Genomic DNA, 17103 nt, shown 5'->3' with positions numbered 1-17103 from the left:
ACGCCAGCCACTTGCCAGCGACACCTACAATAAACCACTGAAAAATATGGCGGACCCGACACGATTCGAACGTGCGACCTTTGCCTTCGGAGGGCAACGCTCTATCCAGCTGAGCTACGGGTCCTCGCCGGCCGCCCTTGTAGCCGCTGAGGCGACAGGACGGAAGCCCCCGCGCGAAAGCTCCGCCCCCCGCCCCCCTCAAGCCGCCAGCGCGTCGCGCGCCGGCTCGGCGGCCGCCACCAGCGCGGCCTGCCGGACCGTGTCCACCCGGCGCGTCCACCCCCGCCCAAAGGTCGCGAAACTCGGCAGCCCGCGGTAGTAGGCGATCCGGCCCTCGGCCAGCCGCTCGATCAGCTCCGCCGGCCGGCAAGCCCGCGCGGCCGCCAGGGTGACGGGACCGATCGACCCATCCGCCCTTACCCCGACGCTCGCCTGGAGAAGCCGCAGGCTCCGCCCCGGCCCCGCGTTCACGCCGAAGTCGAAGACCATGAGGTCCACGCCCGGGGGAAGCTCGGCGCAGCGCATCGGGGTCCAGAAGCGAGCGCGGTAGATCTCGCGCGCCTCCGCCCGGGTCAGCCCGCGCACGTCGTCCTCGCTGGCCTCGGCGTCGCGGAACTCGGAGAGCGTGCGCCGGGTGATGCCGAGGTTGGTCGCCCCGCCGGGATCGGCGGGGTGGTTCACAAAGCCGCCCTCGGCCGCCAGCACGTGGTCCAGGCAGGCCTCGAACCGCTCCTCCGCCCGGCGCGAGGCCGCCGGGAAGGCCGCGACGCGCGGAAGCGGCGCCGGCGGTCCCGCGGGGATCGCCCCCACCAATCCCTGCATCCGCGCCTCCTGCAGCCGCCCGACGATCGCGTCCTTGCTGCGGGACGACTGGGAGGAGCCGATCCAGAAGTTCACCACGGCCGCGAAGGCGGCGCCGAGCGTGCCGACGGTGATGTTGATCACGCTCGCCACCTGCGGGTCGAAGGAGGCGCCCTCGGGCCGCGCGCCGAGCGTCACCAGCAGGCCCAGCACCCCGAAGAAGCCGAGCACGACCAGGCTCGAGACAAGCGCCGGCCCCCAGGCGAGGCCCCCGCCCCCCGCCGGGCCGGCGACGCCCTCGGAGAGGGCGGGCGCCTCCCCGCCCCTCCCCCACCCGGAAGGCGGCGGCGCCGCGAGGCCGGCGGCGAGGCCCGCCAGGCGGTCGCGGAGCCGGGCGGCCCTCTCGGCGTCGGCCGCGAGCGCGGCGCGGGCCCCGGCGGCGTCCGCCGCGCCGGCCACCTCCCGCACGGCCTCGGCGACAGCGGCCGCCACGGCTCCCGTCCGGTCCCCCGTCACCGGGCCCAGGATGCCCGGGAAATGGGAGGCTGCCACGGTGATGAGGGGAAGACCCATGCGATGCTCCTGCCGGACCCGAGACGTCGGAACGAGACAGGAACGTATTCCATCCTATATTAGGAAATCAAGCCTTTTCACCCCGCGCGCCTTGTTTCGGCCCTCCCGCCTGGGCCAAAGTCGCCCGACGCCCGAAGGTGCCCCCATGAACGACATGTCCCCGCCCCGCCCGAACGACCTCGACTCGTTCTGGATGCCCTATTCCGACAACCGCTACTTCAAGACCAACCCGCGCATGCTCGCCCGCGCCGAGGGCATGTCCTACTTCACCCCCGAGGGGCGGGAGATCCTGGACGGCACGGCGGGCCTGTGGTGCTGCAACGCGGGCCACGGCCGGCGGGAGATCGTGGAGGCGATCCAGAAGCAGGCCGCGATCATGGACTTCGCGCCCACCTTCCAGCTCGGCCACCCCATCGCCTTCGAGGCCGCGGCGCGCGTGGCCGAGATGACGCCGGACGGCATCGACCGCGTCTTCTTCACCAACTCCGGCAGCGAGAGCGCGGACACGGCGCTCAAGATCGCGCTCGCCTACCAGAAGGCCCGCGGCCAGTCTCAGCGCGTGCGCCTCATCGGGCGGGAGCGCGGCTACCACGGCGTCGGCTTCGGCGGCATGTCGGTCGGCGGCATCGGCACCAACCGCAAGCAGTTCGGCGCCATGCTCCCCTACGTGGACCACCTGCCCCACACCCACGACCCCGCCCGCAACGCCTTCACCAAGGGCATGCCGGAGCACGGCGTGGAACTCGCGAACAAGCTCGAGGACCTCGTCGCCCTCCACGGCGACACCATCGCGGCGGTCATGGTCGAGCCCGTGGCCGGCTCCACCGGCGTGCTCGTGCCGCCGGTGGGCTACCTCAAGCGCCTGCGCGAGATCTGCGACAAGCACGGCATCCTCCTCATCTACGACGAGGTCATCACCGGCTTCGGGCGGCTCGGCACCGATTTCGGGGCCGAGCGCCTGGGCGTCGTGCCGGACATCATGACCATGGCCAAGGGCCTCACCAACGCCGCCGTGCCCATGGGCGCCGTCGCCTGCTCCAACGCCGTCTACGAGGCGGTGGTGGAGGGATCGCCGGCCGGCATCGAGCTCTTCCACGGCTACACCTACTCGGGCCACCCCCTCGCCTCCGCCGCCGCCATCGCGACGCTGGCGCTCCACCGCGAGGAGGACCTGCCCGGCCGGGCGCGGGCCATCGAGCCCTACTGGGAGGAGGCGGCCCACTCGCTCCGCGCCGCGCCGGGCGTGGTCGACATCCGCAACCTCGGCCTCATCGCCGGCATCGAGCTTGCCCCGCGCGAGGGCAAGCCGGGCGCCCGCGCCATGGACGTCTTCCGCCGCTGCTTCGACGACGGCGTGCTCGTCCGCGTGACCGGCGACATCGTCGCCCTCTCGCCCCCGCTGATCATCGAGAAGCCGCACGTGGACCGGCTGATCGGCACCCTCTCCGACGCGATCCACGCGATCGCCTGAGGGGGGCGCAGCGAGCCGGGGAAGGGGGATGCGCCGGGCGGCGTGGCGGGCGGCGATCGCGGGGCTCGCGCTCCTGGCCGGCCCCGCCCGCGCGCAGACCCTCGCCTTCGGCAACAACGCCACCGTCACCAGCATCGACCCGCATTTCTACACGGCGACGCCGATCATCGAGGTGACGCGGGAGATCTTCGACGGCCTCACCGCCATGCGGGCCGACGGCAGCACCGGCCCGGCCCTGGCGGAATCCTGGGAGCCCGTCGCGCCCAACACCTGGGAGTTCCGCCTCCGCCCCGGCGTCACCTTCCAGGACGGCACGCCGTTTACCGCCGAGGACGTGGCCTTCACCCTCGCGCGCGTGCCGACCGTGCCCAACTCCCCGGGCTCGCTCGTGATCTTCACCGCCAGCATCGCGCGGGTGGAGGTGGTCAGCCCGCTGGTCGTCCGCCTCCACACCCGCGGCCCGGACCCGCTGGTGCCCGCGAACCTCGCCTGGGTCGGCATGCTCAGCCGCCGCCTGCACGAGGGCGCGACGACCGCGGGCTTCAACGAGGGCCGGCTCGCCATCGGCACCGGCCCCTACCGCCTCGTCTCCTTCACCCCGGGGGAGCGGGTGGAGCTGGCGCGGAACGAGGCCTACTGGGGCCCGCGCCCGCACTGGGAGCGGGCGGTGAACCGCACCATCCGCAACGCCGCCGCCCGCTCGGCCGCCCTGCTCTCCGGCGACGTGGACGTGATCAACGGCGTGCCCACCGCCGACCTCGCCCGGCTCCGCGCCGACCCGCGCCTCCTGGTCGAGGAGACGGTCGGCCTCCGGATCGTCTTCCTCCACCTCGACAGCCGGCGCGACGAGACGCCCTTCGCCGCCGGCCCCGGCGGGGAGAAGCTGGCCGCCAACCCGCTGCGCGACCCCCGCGTGCGCCGCGCGCTCTCCCTCGCCATCGACCGCAACGCCCTCGCGGAGCGCGTGATGGAGGGCTCCGCCGTCCCCTCCGCCCAGGTGGTACGGGAGGGGCTGAGCGGCCACGTGCCCGGCCTGCTGCCCGTCCACGACCTCGCCGCCGCGCGCCGCCTGCTGGCCGAGGCCGGCTTCCCCGGGGGCTTCCGCCTGACCCTGCACGGCCCCAACGACCGCTACCCCAACGACGCCCGCGTGCTGCAGGCCATCGGCCAGATGTGGCAGCGCGCTGGCGTGCAGACCGTCGTCGACGCCCAGCCCTGGACCACCTACTCCGCGCGCCAGGGCCGGCAGGAGTTCACGGCCTCGCTCATGGGCGGCACGGCCGTCACCAGCGAGGCCTCCTACCCGCTGCGCTCCATCCTCAACCTGCGGGACGAGGCGCGGGCCAACCGGCGCTACGACAACCCCGCCTTCGAGGCCGTGCTGGACGAAGCCGGGCGCACCCCCGACCCCGCCGCGCGCGAGCCGCTGCTGCAGCGGGCGGTGCGGATGGCGATGGAGGACGTCGCCATCGTCCCGCTCTACATCCAGAAGGCCACCTTCGCCGCCCGGCGGGGGCTCGCCTTCGAGCCGCGCGTGGACGAGATGCTCAGCGTCTCCGCCGTGCGGCCCGCGCCCTAGGCGCCATCCCAGGAGGAACGGACGTGACGGGAACGAGGGACGGCGCCATCGCGCGCGCGCAGGGCGGCTACGACGACGGTATCTTCCTCGACCGGCTGGCCCGGCTGGTCGCGGTCCAGACCGAGAGCCACCCGCCCGAGCGGAAGTCGGAGCTGGAGCGCTACTGCCACGCGGTGCTCGGCCCCATGGTCGCGGCGCTGGGCTTCGAGACGCGGGTGCTGGACAACCCGGACCCCGTCCACGGCCCCGTGCTGGTCGCGACCCGCCTCGAGGACCCCGCCCTCCCCACCGTGCTCTTCTACGGCCACGGCGACGTCGTGCGCGCCATGCCCGAGCGCTGGCGGCCCGGCCTCGACCCCTGGACGCTGACCGTGGAGGGCGACCGGATCTACGGCCGCGGCACCGTGGACAACAAGGGCCAGCACTTGCTCGGCATCGACGCCATGGCCGCCGTCATGGCCGAGCGCGGCGGCCGCCTCGGCTTCAACGCGACGATCATGGTCGAGACCGGCGAGGAGGCGGGCTCCCCCGGCCTGCTGCCCTTCATCCGCGCCCACCGCGAGTTGCTGGCGGCCGATGTCTTCATCGCCCTCGACGGCCCCCGCGTCTCCCGCGTCGTGCCCGACATCATGCTCGGCACCCGCGGCGGCATCGCCATGGACCTCGTGGTCTCGCTGCGGGAGGGCGGGCACCATTCTGGGCACTGGGGCGGGCTGCTGAAGGACCCCGGCGTGATCCTGGCCCACGCCATCGCCTCCATCATCTCCCGGGACGGCCGCATCCTCGTCCCCGGCTGGACGCCCGTCCAGGTGCCGGAGGCCGTCACCGCCGCCGCGCGCGCCGTCGTCAGCGAGCCCCAGCCCGGCGCCCCCGTGCCGGAGCAGGACTGGGGCGAGCCCGGCCTCTCCAACGCCGAGCGCATCTACGCCTGGAGCAGCGCCATCGTCCTCGCCAGCGTCTCCGGCCAGCCCGAAGGCCCGGTGAACGCCGTCGGCGGCACCGCCCGCGCCCGCCTCCAGCTCCGCCACACCGTGGACGTGGACGGCGCGCAAGTCGTGCCCGCCCTCCGCGCCCACCTGGCCGCGGGGGGCTTCCACGAGGTGGAGGTGGTCCCGGTCACCGAGCGGGACATGTTCCTCGCCTCCCGCACCGACCCGGACGACCCCTGGGTGCGGGCGGTGGAGGACTCCTTCGCCCGCACGGTGGGCCGCCAGCCGAACGTCATCCCCACCATCGGCGCCTCCGGCCCCTCGGAGTTCTTCAAGCAGGAACTCGGCGTCCCGGTGATCTGGATCCCCCACTCCTACGGCGGCTGCGGCCAGCACGGGCCGGACGAGCACGGGCTGGGTAGCCTCTTCCGCGAGGGGCTGGGCCTGATGGCCGGGCTGTGGTGGGACATCGGCGAGGGCCGGCGCTAGCCGCGTCGTCCCCGCGCCGGGAGGGAGGCCTCCTCAGCCCTTCGCCGCGGCGTTCCGCTTCCGCGTGGCCGCCGCCTTCCGCGCGGAGGCCGAGCGCTCCTCCGGCGTGCGGGAGGAGGCGGCCTTCTTGGCCGAGGTGGATCGCATCGCCGCCGGCCGGGCCGCCGAGGCCGCGCCGCCGCGCGCCCCGCCGGTCTTCGAGGGCCCGGTGTTCAGCGGCTTGCCGCGGCCCGAGCCGCTCTTCTTCCCGCCGCCCGTCTCCTTGTTGACGGTGGCCCAGGCCCGCGCCTCGGCCTCCGCCTCGGGGACGCCGCGCTTCTCGTAGCCCTCCTCGATATGGGCGGCCATGCGCTTCTGCTTGTCGGTATAGGCGGACTTGTCGCCACGGGGCATCGGGCGCTCCTCTCGCGGGATGGCGCCGGGAACAACGCGCGAACCCGCCGCCGGTTTGGCACCCCCGGGAGGCCCTTCGCCCCCCCATGGCCCGGCGCCCCCCGCGCTACTATATAACGCCGCCAGGTCACGACCTCCCCCTTCCCGAGGCTCCCCACCATGTCCGACACCCCTTCCACCCCGGTGCCCGTCCCCGTCACCGTCCTCACCGGCTATCTCGGCGCCGGCAAGACCACCCTCCTCAACCGCATCCTCACCGAGCAGCACGGCCGCAAGTTCGCGGTGGTGATCAACGAGTTCGGCGAGATGGGCGTGGACCAGGACCTCGTCATCGACGCCGACGAGGAGGTCTTCGAGATGAACAACGGGTGCATCTGCTGCACCGTGCGCGGCGACCTCATCCGCATCCTCGGCGGCCTCATGCGCCGCAAGGACCGCTTCGACGGCATCATCGTCGAGACCACGGGCCTCGCGAACCCCGCCCCCGTCGCCCAGACCTTCTTCGTGGACGAGGACGTGAAGCGCGCGACGCGCCTCGACGCCATCGTCACCGTGGTCGACGCCAAGCACCTCCTGACCCGCCTCGGCGACAGCCCCGAAGCCGAGGAGCAGGTGGCCTTCGCCGACGTCATCGTGCTCAACAAGATGGACCTCGTGACGCCCGGAGAGGCCGACGAGGTCGAGCGCCGCATCCGCGCCATCAACCCCACCGTCGAGATCCGCCGCGCCACCAAGTCCGACGTGCCGCTCGACGCCGTCATCGGCCGCGACGCCTTCAGCCTCGACCGCATCCTGGCGCGCGAGCCCGAGTTCCTGTCCGGCGACGACAACCACACCCACGACAGCGCCGTGCAGTCCGTCTCCTTCGAGGTGGAGAAGCCCATCGACGCCGAGAAGTTCAACGCCTGGATCGGCGAGCTCCTGCAGACCAAGGGCCAGGACCTGCTGCGCACGAAGGGCATCCTGCACTACCAGGGCGAGGACCGCCGCTTCGCCTTCCAGGCCGTGCACATGATCGCCGACGGCGACTACATCGGCCCCTGGAAGGAGGGCGACCCGCGCAAGTCGCGCATCGTCTTCATCGGCCGCGACCTCAACCGCCCGAAGCTGCGCCGCGGCTTCGAATCCACGGTGGCCGCCTAGCATGTCCGGCGTCGCGGAAGCGGACTTCCTCCTCGAGCAGCGCGGCACCGGCCGCGAGCTCGGCGCCTGGGTGGTGGGCGCGGCCTTCGGGCGCGAGGGCCGCTCCGCCGGCTTCGCCCTCTCGGACGGCACCGTCCACCTCGCCGCCACCGCCGACCACGCGGCGGCCTGGACACGGATCGAGGCGCATGACGGCGCCGCCCTGTCGCTCGCGCCCGACGTCGCGCAGGGCCTGCTGTCCGGCGGCGACGACGGCGCGCTCCTGCGCATCGCGCCCGACGGCGCGACGGAGAGGGTCGCCGGTTTCGGCGCGATGAAGTGGGTGGACCACGTCACCACCCATCCCTCGGGCCTGCGCGCCGCGGCGGTCGGCAAGAACCTCCACCTGCTCGACGGCGCCGGCGCGGCGCTCAAGACCCTCGGCCCGCACCCCTCCACCGTCGGCGGCATCGCCTTCGACGCGAAGGGCAAGCGCGTCTTCGCCTCGCACTACAACGGCGTTTCCGCCTGGTTCGTCGCGGCGAAGGAGGCCAAGCCGCGCGTGCTGGAGTGGAAGGGCAGCCACCACGCGATCGCGGTCGCGCCCGACGGCCAGGCGGTGGTGACGGCCATGCAGGAGAACGCGCTGCACGGCTGGCGCCTGTCCGACAGCCAGCACATGCGCATGTCCGGCTACCCCGCGAAGACGGCCTCCATCGCCTTCACCGCCAAGGGCCGCTGGCTCGCCTCGTCGGGCGCGGATTCTGTCGTCCTCTGGCCCTTCTTCGGCGGCGGCCCCATGGGCAAGGCGCCGACCGAGATCGCGGGCGGCGACGGCGTGATCTGCACCCGTGTCGCCTGCCACCCGCAGCACGAGGTGGTCGTCGCGGGCTTCGCGGACGGCCTCGTGCTGATGGCCGAGATCGCCTCGGGCAAGGTGGTGCCCGTCGCCGCCCCCGGCCGCGGCCCCGTGTCCGCGCTGGCCTGGAACGCGGCCGGCACGCAGCTCGTCTTCGGCACGGAGACGGGCTTCGCGGGGCTGCTGGACTTGGCGAAACGCTGACGCGTCCCCAAGCTTGCCCGCCATGAGCGATCGCATCACCACACCCCGCCTCTCCATCCCGCGCCTGGGCTTCGGCACCTGGCGCCTCTCCGGCGCCGAGTGCCAGGCCGCCGTCGAATCCGCCCTCTCCCTCGGCTACCGCGCCGTGGACACCGCGGAGATGTACAAGAACGAGGAGCCCGTCGGCGCCGGCATCAAGGCGTCCGGCCTGCCGCGCGAAGAGGTCTTCCTCACCAGCAAGGTCTGGTGGGAGAACCTCGGCCGCATCCGCCAGCACTGCGAGGCCTCGCTGTCGCGGCTCGGCACGGACCACCTCGACCTATACCTCATCCACTGGCCCGCGCCCGACATGGACCTGCCGCGCGCCCTGCACGATCTCGCGCGGCTGCGGGAGGAGGGCCTGGCGCGCGCCATCGGCGTCGCGAACTTCCCCGCGGGCATGCTGAAGCGCGCGCTCGAGACCGGCGTGCCGATCGCCGCCAACCAGGTCGAGTACCACGCGCTGCTGTCGCAGGACCGCCTGCTCGAGGTCACGCGCGCGAACGGCATCGTGCTCACCGCCTACGCCCCCCTCGCCCAGGGGCGCCTCGCCTCGGACGAGCGCGTCCAGGCCATCGCGGCCCGCCACGGCGCCACCGCCGCCCAGGTCGCCCTCGCCTGGCTGCTGCGGCAGGACGGGGTGAACGCCATCCCCAAGGCTTCCCGCGCCGAGACGCAGAAGGCCAACCTCGAGGCCCTCGCCCTCGCGGGACGGCTGACGGAAGCGGATGTCGCGGAGATCGACGCCCTGCCGAAGGACCAGCGCTTCGTGAGCCCGGCCTTCGCCCCCGACTGGGCCGCCTGAGCGCGCGGCCGGCGGGAAGCCTCCTCCGGCCGCCCTCCTTGGGTCAGGTGTAGCGGACGGCCGCCGCCGTGTTGGCGGGCGTCACGCAGAAGTGCACCGCCGGCCGCAGCACCGCCTCGCCGTCGAGCGCGGGCGCCTCGTCCACCGGGCGCGGCTGCGGGCGCGGCAGGGAACGCCCGGCGTCGCGATGGGCCCGGACGGCGGAAGGCCGCACGGCCGCCGGGCGCCGCGCGACCGGGCGCTCGGCCCGCACCTGCCGCCGGAGGAAGGCGGTGGCGGCGGTGAACGGGGCCGCGGCCTCGCACATCGCCGCGTTGACGAAGGCCGGCGCCTCGACCGCTCGCGCGGCGGGGGAGAGCGCCAGGAAGCCGAAGAATGCCGTCGCGCCGATCTTCATCATCGCCGAACCCCTTAACTCAACCATTTCAGAGAGTTATTAAAGGGAGTTGAATCAAGCTCGCGGAATGAACGCGGAGTCGGGACCTCGGGTTTCGCGCAGCCTAACGGCGGGTCAAGCGTTGGGCCGGCGGCAGCAACACCAAACGGCGAGCGGGACCCTTTCCATGAGCGACAAACCCGGCGGAATCCCAGGCCCCCCGGAGGATGAGGACGGCGAGGTCGATCTCGGCATCGCCCTTCCGGCCGTGGCCAACATCATCGACGCCGCCCGCGCCTCCGAGGAGGGAGACGACGACGACGACGCGGACACCGACCCCGTGGGCAAGGCCGACTTCGACGGCGAGGACCTGCCCACGCAGATCGAGGCGCTGAACGAGGACGAGCAGGCCTCGCTCATCGCCCTCGCCTGGGTCGGCCGCGGCGACTACGAGCCCGACGAGTGGGAGGAGGCGCTGAACCTCGCCCGCGAGCGGCACGAGGCCGACCCGGCCGGCTACCTCGCCAGCCTCGACCTCCTCGGCGACCTCCTGGCCGAGGGCCTCGCCGCCTTCGGCATCGTGGTCGAGGAGATCGAGCGCTAGCGGAAGGCGCGCTACCCGAAGACCGGCCCGGGCAGCCCCGCGATCTCCCGCACCAGCTTGCGCCGCACGGCGTTGCCGAAGGCCTCGAAGTCCTCGGCGGCGATGAGGAAGGCGCCGTCGCCGCCGATGACGGAATCCCGGTAGTACTGGTCCAGCGGAATGGGGGACGGCCGCCCGAAGGTCGGGCGGTCGTTCATGATCGGCAGGCCGTTGATGGTGATCCCCTCCGCCACCAGCCGGTCGCGCAGGCCCTCCACGGGCATGCCGCTGTTGTTCACGCCGTCGCCGGAGACATCGACCACCCGCCGCGTCCCCTCGAAGGGGGATTCGAGAAGGGTGCGCATCGAGAAGTCCAGCCCGCCCGAGATCGACGTCCAGGACAGCGCCACGCGCGGCGCGCGGTTGAGGGCATCGGCCCAGGCGTCGGCCTCGGCCTGGCTGCCGATCCGCGTCCAGGGGATCACCAGCCGCTGGTAGTCCGCCCCTGCCCACTCGACATAGGCGATCGCGATCGACCCCGTCATGCCCGAGCGGATGGCCTCCACCACGCGCGCGTCGGTCACCGCGCTGCGGTAGCCCTCGCGCTGCAGCCGCGCTTCGTCGTCGTCGATGGAGCGGGAGACGTCCACGGCCAGCACGAGGAGGAGGTCCACCGCCTCCTCTGCCCGCGCCGCGGCGGGGAAACCCAAGGGAAGAGCCGCGGCGCCGCCCGCCGCCAGAATGGACCGCCGCCGCATGAGCCCGCCCCTCCGCACCTTGATCGGGGGATCAGACCAGCGCGGCGGCGGCCGGCGCAACGCTTTTCGTCAGCCCCCGCCCCCGGCCGGCGGCAGGCGGACGGCGGGGCGCGTCGCCTCGTCCGGCGCCCAGCCGCCGGGCACCCGGCGCAGCAGCGGCGCGGCGAAGGCGGCGAGGACCGGCACCTCGTCAGGCCAGGACGCCACCCAGCGATCTCCCTGCGCCATGGCGACGAGGAGCCCGACCGGGCTCACCCCCGCCCGGCCGAGCAGCGCGAGCCCCGCCAGCGCCGAGGTGCCGGTGCTGATCACGTCGTCCACCAGCAGCACGCGCCGTCCCTCGAGCCGCGGCAGGGTGCGCGGGTCGAGCCATACCCGCCGCTCCCCGGGCGTCGTGGAGGAGGAGACGGGCACCGAGAGCCCCTCCTCGTACCAGCGCTTGCGGGAATAGCCGGCCGCGACCCAGTTCTCGTGGCCCAGCGCCTCCGCGACGAGCGGCGCGAGGGCGTGGCCGAGGGTCGGCAGCCCGCAGACCACCTCCGCCCCCAGCGGCCGCGCCGCCTCCGCCATCCAGCCCGCGAGCCGCCGCAGCACGGCGAAGGAGGCCTGGTTGGCGATCAGCCCCGTGACCGCCACCTCCCCGTAGTCGCGCAGCGGCAGGCGCAGCGCGCTGCCGTCGGGCATGGGCAGCGCCGCGCTGTCCCCGTGGGGCGGCGCGTCGGGCGCGGGTTCAAATCTCTGCCAGAACTCCATGCCGGCGCGATTGGCACGGGGGTTGCGCGGCGTCCAGCCGCTATCCAGGCCGTCCAGCCGCGATCCAAGCCTTGCGGAACGGGCACGCCTCGGGCATCGCCCGCCTTCGAACCGGAGACAGAGCATGATCCCCCGCCGCAGCCTCCTCGCCGCCTCCGGCGCCGCCTTCCTCTCCTGGGACGCGGTGATCCGCGCGGCCCACGCCCAGACGCCTCCCGGGGTCATCGTCATGGCCAAGCAGATCGACGACATCATCACGCTCGATCCCGCCGAGAGCTTCGAGTACACGGGCGGCGAGATCTGCGGCAACGTCTACCAGAAGCTCACCACCACCCCGAACAGCAACCCCTCCCGCATCGAGGGCGACCTCGCCGAGAGCTGGACCGCGAGCGACGACGCCCGCACCTTCACCTTCCGCCTCAAGCCCGCCCAGAAGTTCGCCAGCGGCAAGGAGGTGACCGCGGAGGACGTGGCCTACTCCCTCCAGCGCGTGGTGGCGCTGAACAAGAGCCCGGCCTTCATCATCAACCAGTTCGGGTTCACCAAGGACAACATGGCGCAAACGATCCGCGCCACGGACCCGCGCACGGTGGTGCTGACCACCGCCGAGCCCACCGCCACCTCCTTCCTCCTCTACTGCCTCTCGGCGGCCGTCGGCAGCATCGTGGAGAAGGCGACCGTCTCCGCCCGCGCCCAGGGGGACGACTGGGGCAACGCCTGGCTGAAGGGCAACTCCGCCGGCTCCGGCCCCTACCGCCTCGTCTCCTGGCGGGCGAGCGAGGCCGTGACCATGGAGGCCAACCCCAACGCCGCCCAGGCGCCGTCCACGCGCCGCATCATCATGCGCCACGTCGCCGATCCCTCCGCGCAGCTTCTCGGCCTGCAGCGCGGCGACTACGACATCGCCCGCAACCTCGCCTCCGACCAGATCCGCACCATCAGCACCGACAACCGCTACAGCGTCGTGTCGCAGCGCAAGGCGAGCCTTCTCTACGTCGCGATGAACCAGAAGAACCCGATCCTGGCGAAGCCCCAGGTGCGCCAGGCCATCAAGATGGCGATCGACTACGAGGGCATCCAGCGCAACATCGTCCCCAGCAACTACGCCGTCCACCAGGCCTTCCTGCCCGAGGGCCTGCCGGGCGCGCTGACCGAGAAGCCCTTCAAGCTCGACGTGGCCGGCGCCAAGCACCTGCTGGCCGAGGCCGGCCACGCCGACGGCTTCGAATGCGCCTTCGACTTCTTCTCCGGCGCCCCCGTCGGCGACATCGCCCAGGCGCTCCAGGCCAACCTCGCGGCCATCGGCATCCGCCCGCGCATGCTGCCCGGCGAGATGCGCTCGGTCATCACCAAGACCCGCGCCCGCCAGCACGACCTCGCGCTGCTCCGCTGGGGCTCCGACTACTTCGACCCGCACAGCAACGCCGAGGCCTTCAGCATGAACCCCGACAACGGGGACGACGCGCGCAACAAGACCCTCGCCTGGCGCTCCGCCTGGGCCATCCCGGAGCTGACGGCGCGCACGCTCGCCGCCGTGAAGGAGACGGACACCGAGAAGCGCGTGGCCCTGTACGAGGCCATCCAGCGCGACCATCAGCAGCAGAGCCCCTTCGCGGTGATGCTGCAGGAGCTGGAGGTGGCGGTCACGCGCAACAGCCTCAAGGGCCTCAACATCGGCGTGCTGAGCGACCGCACCCAGTACGCCCCGCTCGCCAAGGGCTGATGAAGGCCCGCCTCGGGGCGCTGGCGGCCACCGCCGCCAGCATCCCCATCATCCTCTTCGGCCTCGTCCTCGTCACCTTCTTCATCGGGCGCGTGGTGCCGATCGACCCCGTGCTGGCGGTGGTCGGCGACCGCGCGCCGGCCGATGTCGTCGCGCGCGCGCGGCTGGAACTCGGCCTCGACCAGCCGCTCTACGCGCAGTTCTGGCGCTACCTGACGGACATCCTCACCGGCAACCTCGGCCGCTCCGTCATGACCTCCAACCCCGTCTGGGAGGACATCGCCCGCTACTTCCCCGCCACCTTCGAGCTGGCGACGCTGGCCATCATCGTCGCCGCCATCCTCGGCATCGGCCTCGGCGTGCTCGCCGCCACGCGGCAGGGAAGCTGGGTGGACCAGGTGGTGCGCGTCTTCTGCCTCGCCGGCCACTCCCTGCCGGTCTTCGTCCTCGCCCTCGTCTCGCTCCTCGTCTTCTACGCCTGGCTCGGCTGGCTGCCCGGCCCCGGGCGGCAGGGCATCGTCTTCCAGGACATGGTGGAGACGCGCACGGGGCTGATGACGCTCGACGCCGCGCTCGCGGGCGACTGGCCGGCCTTCCAGGACGCCGTCGCGCACCTGATCCAGCCCGCGGGCGTGCTGTCCTTCTTCTCCCTCGCCTACATCGCCCGCATGACGCGCGCCTTCATGCTGGCGGAGCTCCGCTCGGAATACGTGACCACCGCCCGCGCCAAGGGCCTCTCCTGGCCGCGTATCGTCTGGCGCCACGCCTTCCGCAACACCCTCGTGCCGCTGGTGACGGTCATCTTCCTCACCTATGCCGGCCTTCTGGAGGGCGCGGTGCTGACGGAGACCATCTTCGCCTGGCCCGGCCTCGGGCAGTACCTCACGGTCTCGCTGCTGAACGCCGACATGAACGCGGTGCTGGGCGCGACCCTCGTGGTCGGCCTCATCTACGTCGTGCTGAACCTTCTCGCCGACCTGCTCTATCGCCTCCTGGATCCCCGCACGCGATGAGCGACCGCGCCTCCCCCCTCGCCGACGCCGCCACCGCCACCGCCGCGCTCGAGCCCATCGCGCCGGACGCGGTGCCCGAGGCCGCCGGCGCTCCCCCGCCCCCGCAGGCGGGCGCCGCCTCCGGCCGCCGCGCCTGGCTGCTGACCGACGCGCCGGCGTCCCGCTCCCAGGCCGCTTGGGGCCGCCGCTACCAGGCCTGGCTCGCCTTCCGCCGCAACCCGCTGGCCATGGCGGGCCTCGGCGTCATCCTGATCATGCTGCTGCTGATCCTGCTGGCCCCGCTCCTCGCGACCCACGACCCCGGCATCCAGGAACTCGGCAACCGCCTCGCGGCGCCATCCGCCGCCCATTGGCTCGGCACGGACGAGCTCGGCCGGGACGTCTGGTCGCGGCTCCTCTACGGCGGGCGGATCACGCTCGGCATGGTCGTCGCCGTCGTCTTGCTGGTGGCCCCCGTCGGCCTGCTGGTGGGCTGCGTCGCGGGCTACGCGGGCGGGCTGTGGGACCGGCTGCTGATGCGGGTGACGGACGTCTTCCTCGCCTTCCCCCGCCTCATCCTCGCGCTCGCCTTCGTCGCCGCCATGGGCCCGGGCGTGGAGAGCGCGGTGATCGCCATCGCCCTCACCGCCTGGCCCCCCTACGCCCGCCTCGCCCGCGCCGAGACGCTGACCATCCGCCGCACGGACTACGTCGCCGCCGCGCGCATGACCGGCGCCTCCCCCGCGCGCGTCGTGCTGCGCCACGTGCTGCCGATGTGCCTGCCCTCCCTCGTCGTGCGCGTGACGCTGGACATGTCCTCCATCATCCTCACCGCGGCGGGCCTCGGCTTCCTCGGCCTCGGCGCGCAGCCGCCCCTGCCGGAATGGGGCACCATGATCGCGACCGCCCGCCGCTTCATCCTGGAGCAGTGGTGGGTCGCGGTGATGCCGGGCATCGCGATCTTCGCGGCCTCCCTCGCCTTCAACCTTCTCGGAGACGGCCTCCGCGACGTGCTGGACCCGAAGCAGCGATGAGCGCCCCCAACCTCCCGGGCGAGCCGCTCGTCGCCGTCCGCAACCTCCATGTCGACTTCCCCTCCGCCACCGGCGTCACCCAGGCCGTGCGCGGCGTCTCCTTCGCCATCGGGCGGGAGAAGCTCGGCATCGTCGGCGAGAGCGGCTCGGGCAAGTCCGTCACGGGGCGCGCGCTGATGGGCCTGCTGCCGGGCTCCGCGACGGTGCGCGCCGACGTGCTGCGCTTCGGCACCACCGACATCCTCCACGCCAGCGAGCGCGAGATGCGCACCCTCCGCGGCGGCCGCATCGGGCTGATCCTGCAGGACCCGAAATACAGCCTCAACCCCGTCATGACCGCTGGCGCCCAGATCGCGGAGGCGCTCCGCGCCCATTCGCGCCTCGGCCGGCGCGAGGCGCGGGATGCCGCGCTCGCCGCGCTGGAAGCCGTGCAGATCCGCGATCCCCGCCGCGTGGCCGACGCCTACCCGCACGAGCTCTCGGGCGGCATGGGCCAGCGCGTGATGATCGCGATGATGCTGGCCCCCAACCCCGAGCTGCTGATCGCGGACGAGCCGACCTCCGCCCTCGACGCCAGCGTCCAGGCGGAAATTCTCCGCCTGATCGAGGAGCTGGTGGACCGCCGCGGCATGGCGCTCATGCTGATCAGCCACGACCTCCCCCTCGTCTCCCGCTTCTGCGACCGCGTGGCGGTGCTGTACGCGGGCCAGGTGATGGAGGAGCTGCCCGCCGCCGACCTCCACCGCGCCACCCACGCCTACACGCGCGGCCTGCTGGAATGCCTCCCCAGCCTGGACCACAAGCGCGAGCGCCTGGCGACGCTCCGGCGCGACCCGAGCTGGCTGGCGCCGCACGCATGATCGACATTGCCAAGCTCGACGTCCGCTTCGGGACGAACCACGCGGTGCGCGGCGTCTCCTTCCGCGTCGCCCCCGGCGAAACCTTCGGCCTGGTGGGGGAGAGCGGCAGCGGCAAGTCCACCGTCCTGCGGGCCGTCGCCGGGCTGGTCACCGAATGGACCGGCCGGATCGCGGTCGACGGCAAGCCGCTCGGCCGCCAGCGCGACCGCGCCTTCTTCCGCCTCGTGCAGATGGTCTTCCAAGACCCCTACGGCTCGCTGCACCCGCGCCAGACGGTGGACCGCATCCTGTCCGAGCCGCTCGCCGTCCACGGCTTCGCGGACGCCGACGCCCGCATCCTCCGCGCGCTGGAGGAGGTGGCCCTGCCCCGCGCCGCTCGCTTCCGCTACCCGCACCAGCTCTCGGGCGGCCAGCGCCAGCGCGTCGCCATCGCCCGCGCCCTGATCGCCGATCCCCGCGTGCTGCTGCTCGACGAGCCCACCAGCGCGCTCGACGTCTCCGTGCAGGCGGAGGTGCTGAACCTGCTCGCGGACCTGCGCGCCGCCCGCGGCCTCACCTGCATCCTCGTCTCGCACAACCTCGCGGTGGTCGCCCACCTCTGCGGCCGCCTCGCGGTGATGCAGGGCGGCCGCGTGGTGGAGGAGCTGGACGAGGCCGCGCTGCGCACCGGCCGGGCCGTGCACCCCCACACGCAGGACCTCATCCGCCTCTCGCGGGACCTCGAAACCGCCTGATCCCGCGGGGCGCGCGGGACCAGGCG

17 protein-coding genes and 1 tRNA gene are annotated in these 17103 nt (G+C 73.2%); 12 read left to right on the top strand and 6 right to left on the bottom strand.

Annotation, left to right across the window (positions count from 1 at the left end):
- Positions 1 to 47: 47 nt before the first annotated feature.
- Positions 48 to 124: transfer RNA gene (locus tag EAH89_RS09480), tRNA-Arg, on the bottom strand.
- Between the two features lie 74 nt (positions 125 to 198).
- Positions 199 to 1374: a glycoside hydrolase family 108 protein gene (locus tag EAH89_RS09475; RefSeq protein ID WP_140882558.1), complete on the bottom strand. Its 1176-nt coding sequence runs from the start codon at positions 1372 to 1374 to the stop codon at positions 199 to 201.
- Positions 1375 to 1519: 145 nt separating this feature from the next.
- On the opposite strand from EAH89_RS09475, the gene EAH89_RS09470 reads away from it, so the two are divergent.
- From EAH89_RS09470 to EAH89_RS09460, 3 genes are read left to right on the top strand one after another with little or no spacing between them, the layout of a single operon-like run.
- Complete coding sequence (locus EAH89_RS09470) at positions 1520 to 2845, top strand: aspartate aminotransferase family protein (protein WP_170182839.1); 1326 nt, start codon at positions 1520 to 1522, stop codon at positions 2843 to 2845.
- 28 nt (positions 2846 to 2873) lie between these two features.
- Positions 2874 to 4424, top strand: a complete 1551-nt coding sequence (locus EAH89_RS09465; RefSeq protein ID WP_140882557.1) for an ABC transporter substrate-binding protein — start codon at positions 2874 to 2876, stop codon at positions 4422 to 4424.
- Positions 4425 to 4447: 23 nt separating this feature from the next.
- Entirely contained in the window at positions 4448 to 5842 is a 1395-nt protein-coding gene (locus EAH89_RS09460; protein WP_140882556.1) for a M20/M25/M40 family metallo-hydrolase, read from the top strand.
- A gap of 33 nt (positions 5843 to 5875) precedes the next feature.
- Here the strand turns inward: EAH89_RS09460 and EAH89_RS09455 are convergent, their stop codons facing one another.
- Positions 5876 to 6235, bottom strand: a complete 360-nt coding sequence (locus EAH89_RS09455) for a plasmid stabilization protein (RefSeq protein ID WP_140882555.1) — start codon at positions 6233 to 6235, stop codon at positions 5876 to 5878.
- 159 nt (positions 6236 to 6394) lie between these two features.
- Here EAH89_RS09455 and EAH89_RS09450 point away from each other — a divergent pair, with 159 nt between their 5' ends.
- The 3 genes from EAH89_RS09450 to EAH89_RS09440 are packed head-to-tail and all read left to right on the top strand — an operon-like array spanning position 6395 to position 9264.
- Positions 6395 to 7378: a CobW family GTP-binding protein gene (locus EAH89_RS09450; RefSeq protein ID WP_140882554.1), complete on the top strand. Its 984-nt coding sequence runs from the start codon at positions 6395 to 6397 to the stop codon at positions 7376 to 7378.
- A 1-nt stretch (position 7379) separates the two neighbouring features.
- Complete coding sequence (locus EAH89_RS09445; RefSeq protein ID WP_140882553.1) at positions 7380 to 8420, top strand: WD40 repeat domain-containing protein; 1041 nt, start codon at positions 7380 to 7382, stop codon at positions 8418 to 8420.
- Positions 8421 to 8442: 22 nt separating this feature from the next.
- Positions 8443 to 9264 (top strand): aldo/keto reductase, encoded by an 822-nt coding sequence (locus EAH89_RS09440; RefSeq protein ID WP_140882552.1) that lies wholly within the window; start codon positions 8443 to 8445, stop codon positions 9262 to 9264.
- Positions 9265 to 9307: 43 nt separating this feature from the next.
- Here EAH89_RS09440 and EAH89_RS09435 read toward each other — a convergent pair whose 3' ends face one another.
- Entirely contained in the window at positions 9308 to 9664 is a 357-nt protein-coding gene (locus EAH89_RS09435) for a hypothetical protein (protein WP_140882551.1), read from the bottom strand.
- Between the two features lie 163 nt (positions 9665 to 9827).
- Between EAH89_RS09435 and EAH89_RS09430 the strand changes: the two genes are divergently transcribed.
- Positions 9828 to 10244, top strand: coding sequence for a DUF3775 domain-containing protein (locus EAH89_RS09430; RefSeq protein ID WP_140882550.1), 417 nt, complete (start codon positions 9828 to 9830; stop codon positions 10242 to 10244).
- Between the two features lie 11 nt (positions 10245 to 10255).
- On the opposite strand, the gene EAH89_RS09425 is transcribed toward EAH89_RS09430, so the two are convergent.
- Positions 10256 to 10933 (bottom strand): DUF1194 domain-containing protein, encoded by a 678-nt coding sequence (locus EAH89_RS09425; RefSeq protein WP_338325523.1) that lies wholly within the window; start codon positions 10931 to 10933, stop codon positions 10256 to 10258.
- 117 nt (positions 10934 to 11050) lie between these two features.
- Positions 11051 to 11734: a phosphoribosyltransferase gene (locus EAH89_RS09420; RefSeq protein WP_140882548.1), complete on the bottom strand. Its 684-nt coding sequence runs from the start codon at positions 11732 to 11734 to the stop codon at positions 11051 to 11053.
- A 124-nt stretch (positions 11735 to 11858) separates the two neighbouring features.
- Here EAH89_RS09420 and EAH89_RS09415 point away from each other — a divergent pair, with 124 nt between their 5' ends.
- From EAH89_RS09415 to EAH89_RS09395, 5 genes are read left to right on the top strand one after another with little or no spacing between them, the layout of a single operon-like run.
- On the top strand, positions 11859 to 13457 hold the full coding sequence (locus EAH89_RS09415) for an ABC transporter substrate-binding protein (protein ID WP_140882547.1): 1599 nt from the start codon (positions 11859 to 11861) through the stop codon (positions 13455 to 13457).
- On the top strand, positions 13457 to 14470 hold the full coding sequence (locus EAH89_RS09410) for an ABC transporter permease (protein ID WP_140882546.1): 1014 nt from the start codon (positions 13457 to 13459) through the stop codon (positions 14468 to 14470). The genes EAH89_RS09415 and EAH89_RS09410 overlap by 1 nt, the downstream gene beginning before the upstream one ends.
- Entirely contained in the window at positions 14467 to 15483 is a 1017-nt protein-coding gene (locus EAH89_RS09405) for an ABC transporter permease (protein ID WP_140882545.1), read from the top strand. The genes EAH89_RS09410 and EAH89_RS09405 overlap by 4 nt, the downstream gene beginning before the upstream one ends.
- The gene (locus EAH89_RS09400) at positions 15480 to 16343 is read left to right on the top strand and encodes an ABC transporter ATP-binding protein (protein WP_140882544.1); all 864 of its coding nucleotides are present in this window, start codon (positions 15480 to 15482) and stop codon (positions 16341 to 16343) included. Before EAH89_RS09405 ends, EAH89_RS09400 begins: the two co-directional genes overlap by 4 nt.
- Positions 16340 to 17077, top strand: a complete 738-nt coding sequence (locus tag EAH89_RS09395) for an ABC transporter ATP-binding protein (protein WP_140882543.1) — start codon at positions 16340 to 16342, stop codon at positions 17075 to 17077. The genes EAH89_RS09400 and EAH89_RS09395 overlap by 4 nt, the downstream gene beginning before the upstream one ends.
- Positions 17078 to 17103: the final 26 nt, after the last annotated feature.

The sequence above is a fragment of the Muricoccus nepalensis genome (genome assembly GCF_006438825.1).
Lineage (GTDB): Bacteria > Pseudomonadota > Alphaproteobacteria > Acetobacterales > Acetobacteraceae > Roseomonas > Roseomonas nepalensis.
The sequence above is the reverse complement of the archived record's forward strand: the minus strand, read 5'-3'. Positions and strand labels throughout refer to the sequence as shown.

Excerpts from the sequence above, each read along its gene's own strand:
- EAH89_RS09415 (WP_140882547.1), top strand. The coding sequence starts at position 11,859 with ATGATCCCCCGCCGCAGCCTCCTCGCCGCCTCCGGCGCCGCCTTCCTC.
- EAH89_RS09405 (WP_140882545.1), top strand. The coding sequence starts at position 14,467 with ATGAGCGACCGCGCCTCCCCCCTCGCCGACGCCGCCACCGCCACCGCC.
- EAH89_RS09410 (WP_140882546.1), top strand. The coding sequence starts at position 13,457 with ATGAAGGCCCGCCTCGGGGCGCTGGCGGCCACCGCCGCCAGCATCCCC.
- EAH89_RS09435 (WP_140882551.1), bottom strand. The coding sequence starts at position 9,664 with ATGATGAAGATCGGCGCGACGGCATTCTTCGGCTTCCTGGCGCTCTCC.
- EAH89_RS09395 (WP_140882543.1), top strand. The coding sequence starts at position 16,340 with ATGATCGACATTGCCAAGCTCGACGTCCGCTTCGGGACGAACCACGCG.
- EAH89_RS09420 (WP_140882548.1), bottom strand. The coding sequence starts at position 11,734 with ATGGAGTTCTGGCAGAGATTTGAACCCGCGCCCGACGCGCCGCCCCAC.
- EAH89_RS09430 (WP_140882550.1), top strand. The coding sequence starts at position 9,828 with ATGAGCGACAAACCCGGCGGAATCCCAGGCCCCCCGGAGGATGAGGAC.
- EAH89_RS09450 (WP_140882554.1), top strand. The coding sequence starts at position 6,395 with ATGTCCGACACCCCTTCCACCCCGGTGCCCGTCCCCGTCACCGTCCTC.
- EAH89_RS09475 (WP_140882558.1), bottom strand. The coding sequence starts at position 1,374 with ATGGGTCTTCCCCTCATCACCGTGGCAGCCTCCCATTTCCCGGGCATC.
- EAH89_RS09470 (WP_170182839.1), top strand. The coding sequence starts at position 1,520 with ATGAACGACATGTCCCCGCCCCGCCCGAACGACCTCGACTCGTTCTGG.
- EAH89_RS09440 (WP_140882552.1), top strand. The coding sequence starts at position 8,443 with ATGAGCGATCGCATCACCACACCCCGCCTCTCCATCCCGCGCCTGGGC.
- EAH89_RS09400 (WP_140882544.1), top strand. The coding sequence starts at position 15,480 with ATGAGCGCCCCCAACCTCCCGGGCGAGCCGCTCGTCGCCGTCCGCAAC.
- EAH89_RS09465 (WP_140882557.1), top strand. The coding sequence starts at position 2,874 with ATGCGCCGGGCGGCGTGGCGGGCGGCGATCGCGGGGCTCGCGCTCCTG.
- EAH89_RS09455 (WP_140882555.1), bottom strand. The coding sequence starts at position 6,235 with ATGCCCCGTGGCGACAAGTCCGCCTATACCGACAAGCAGAAGCGCATG.
- EAH89_RS09445 (WP_140882553.1), top strand. The coding sequence starts at position 7,380 with ATGTCCGGCGTCGCGGAAGCGGACTTCCTCCTCGAGCAGCGCGGCACC.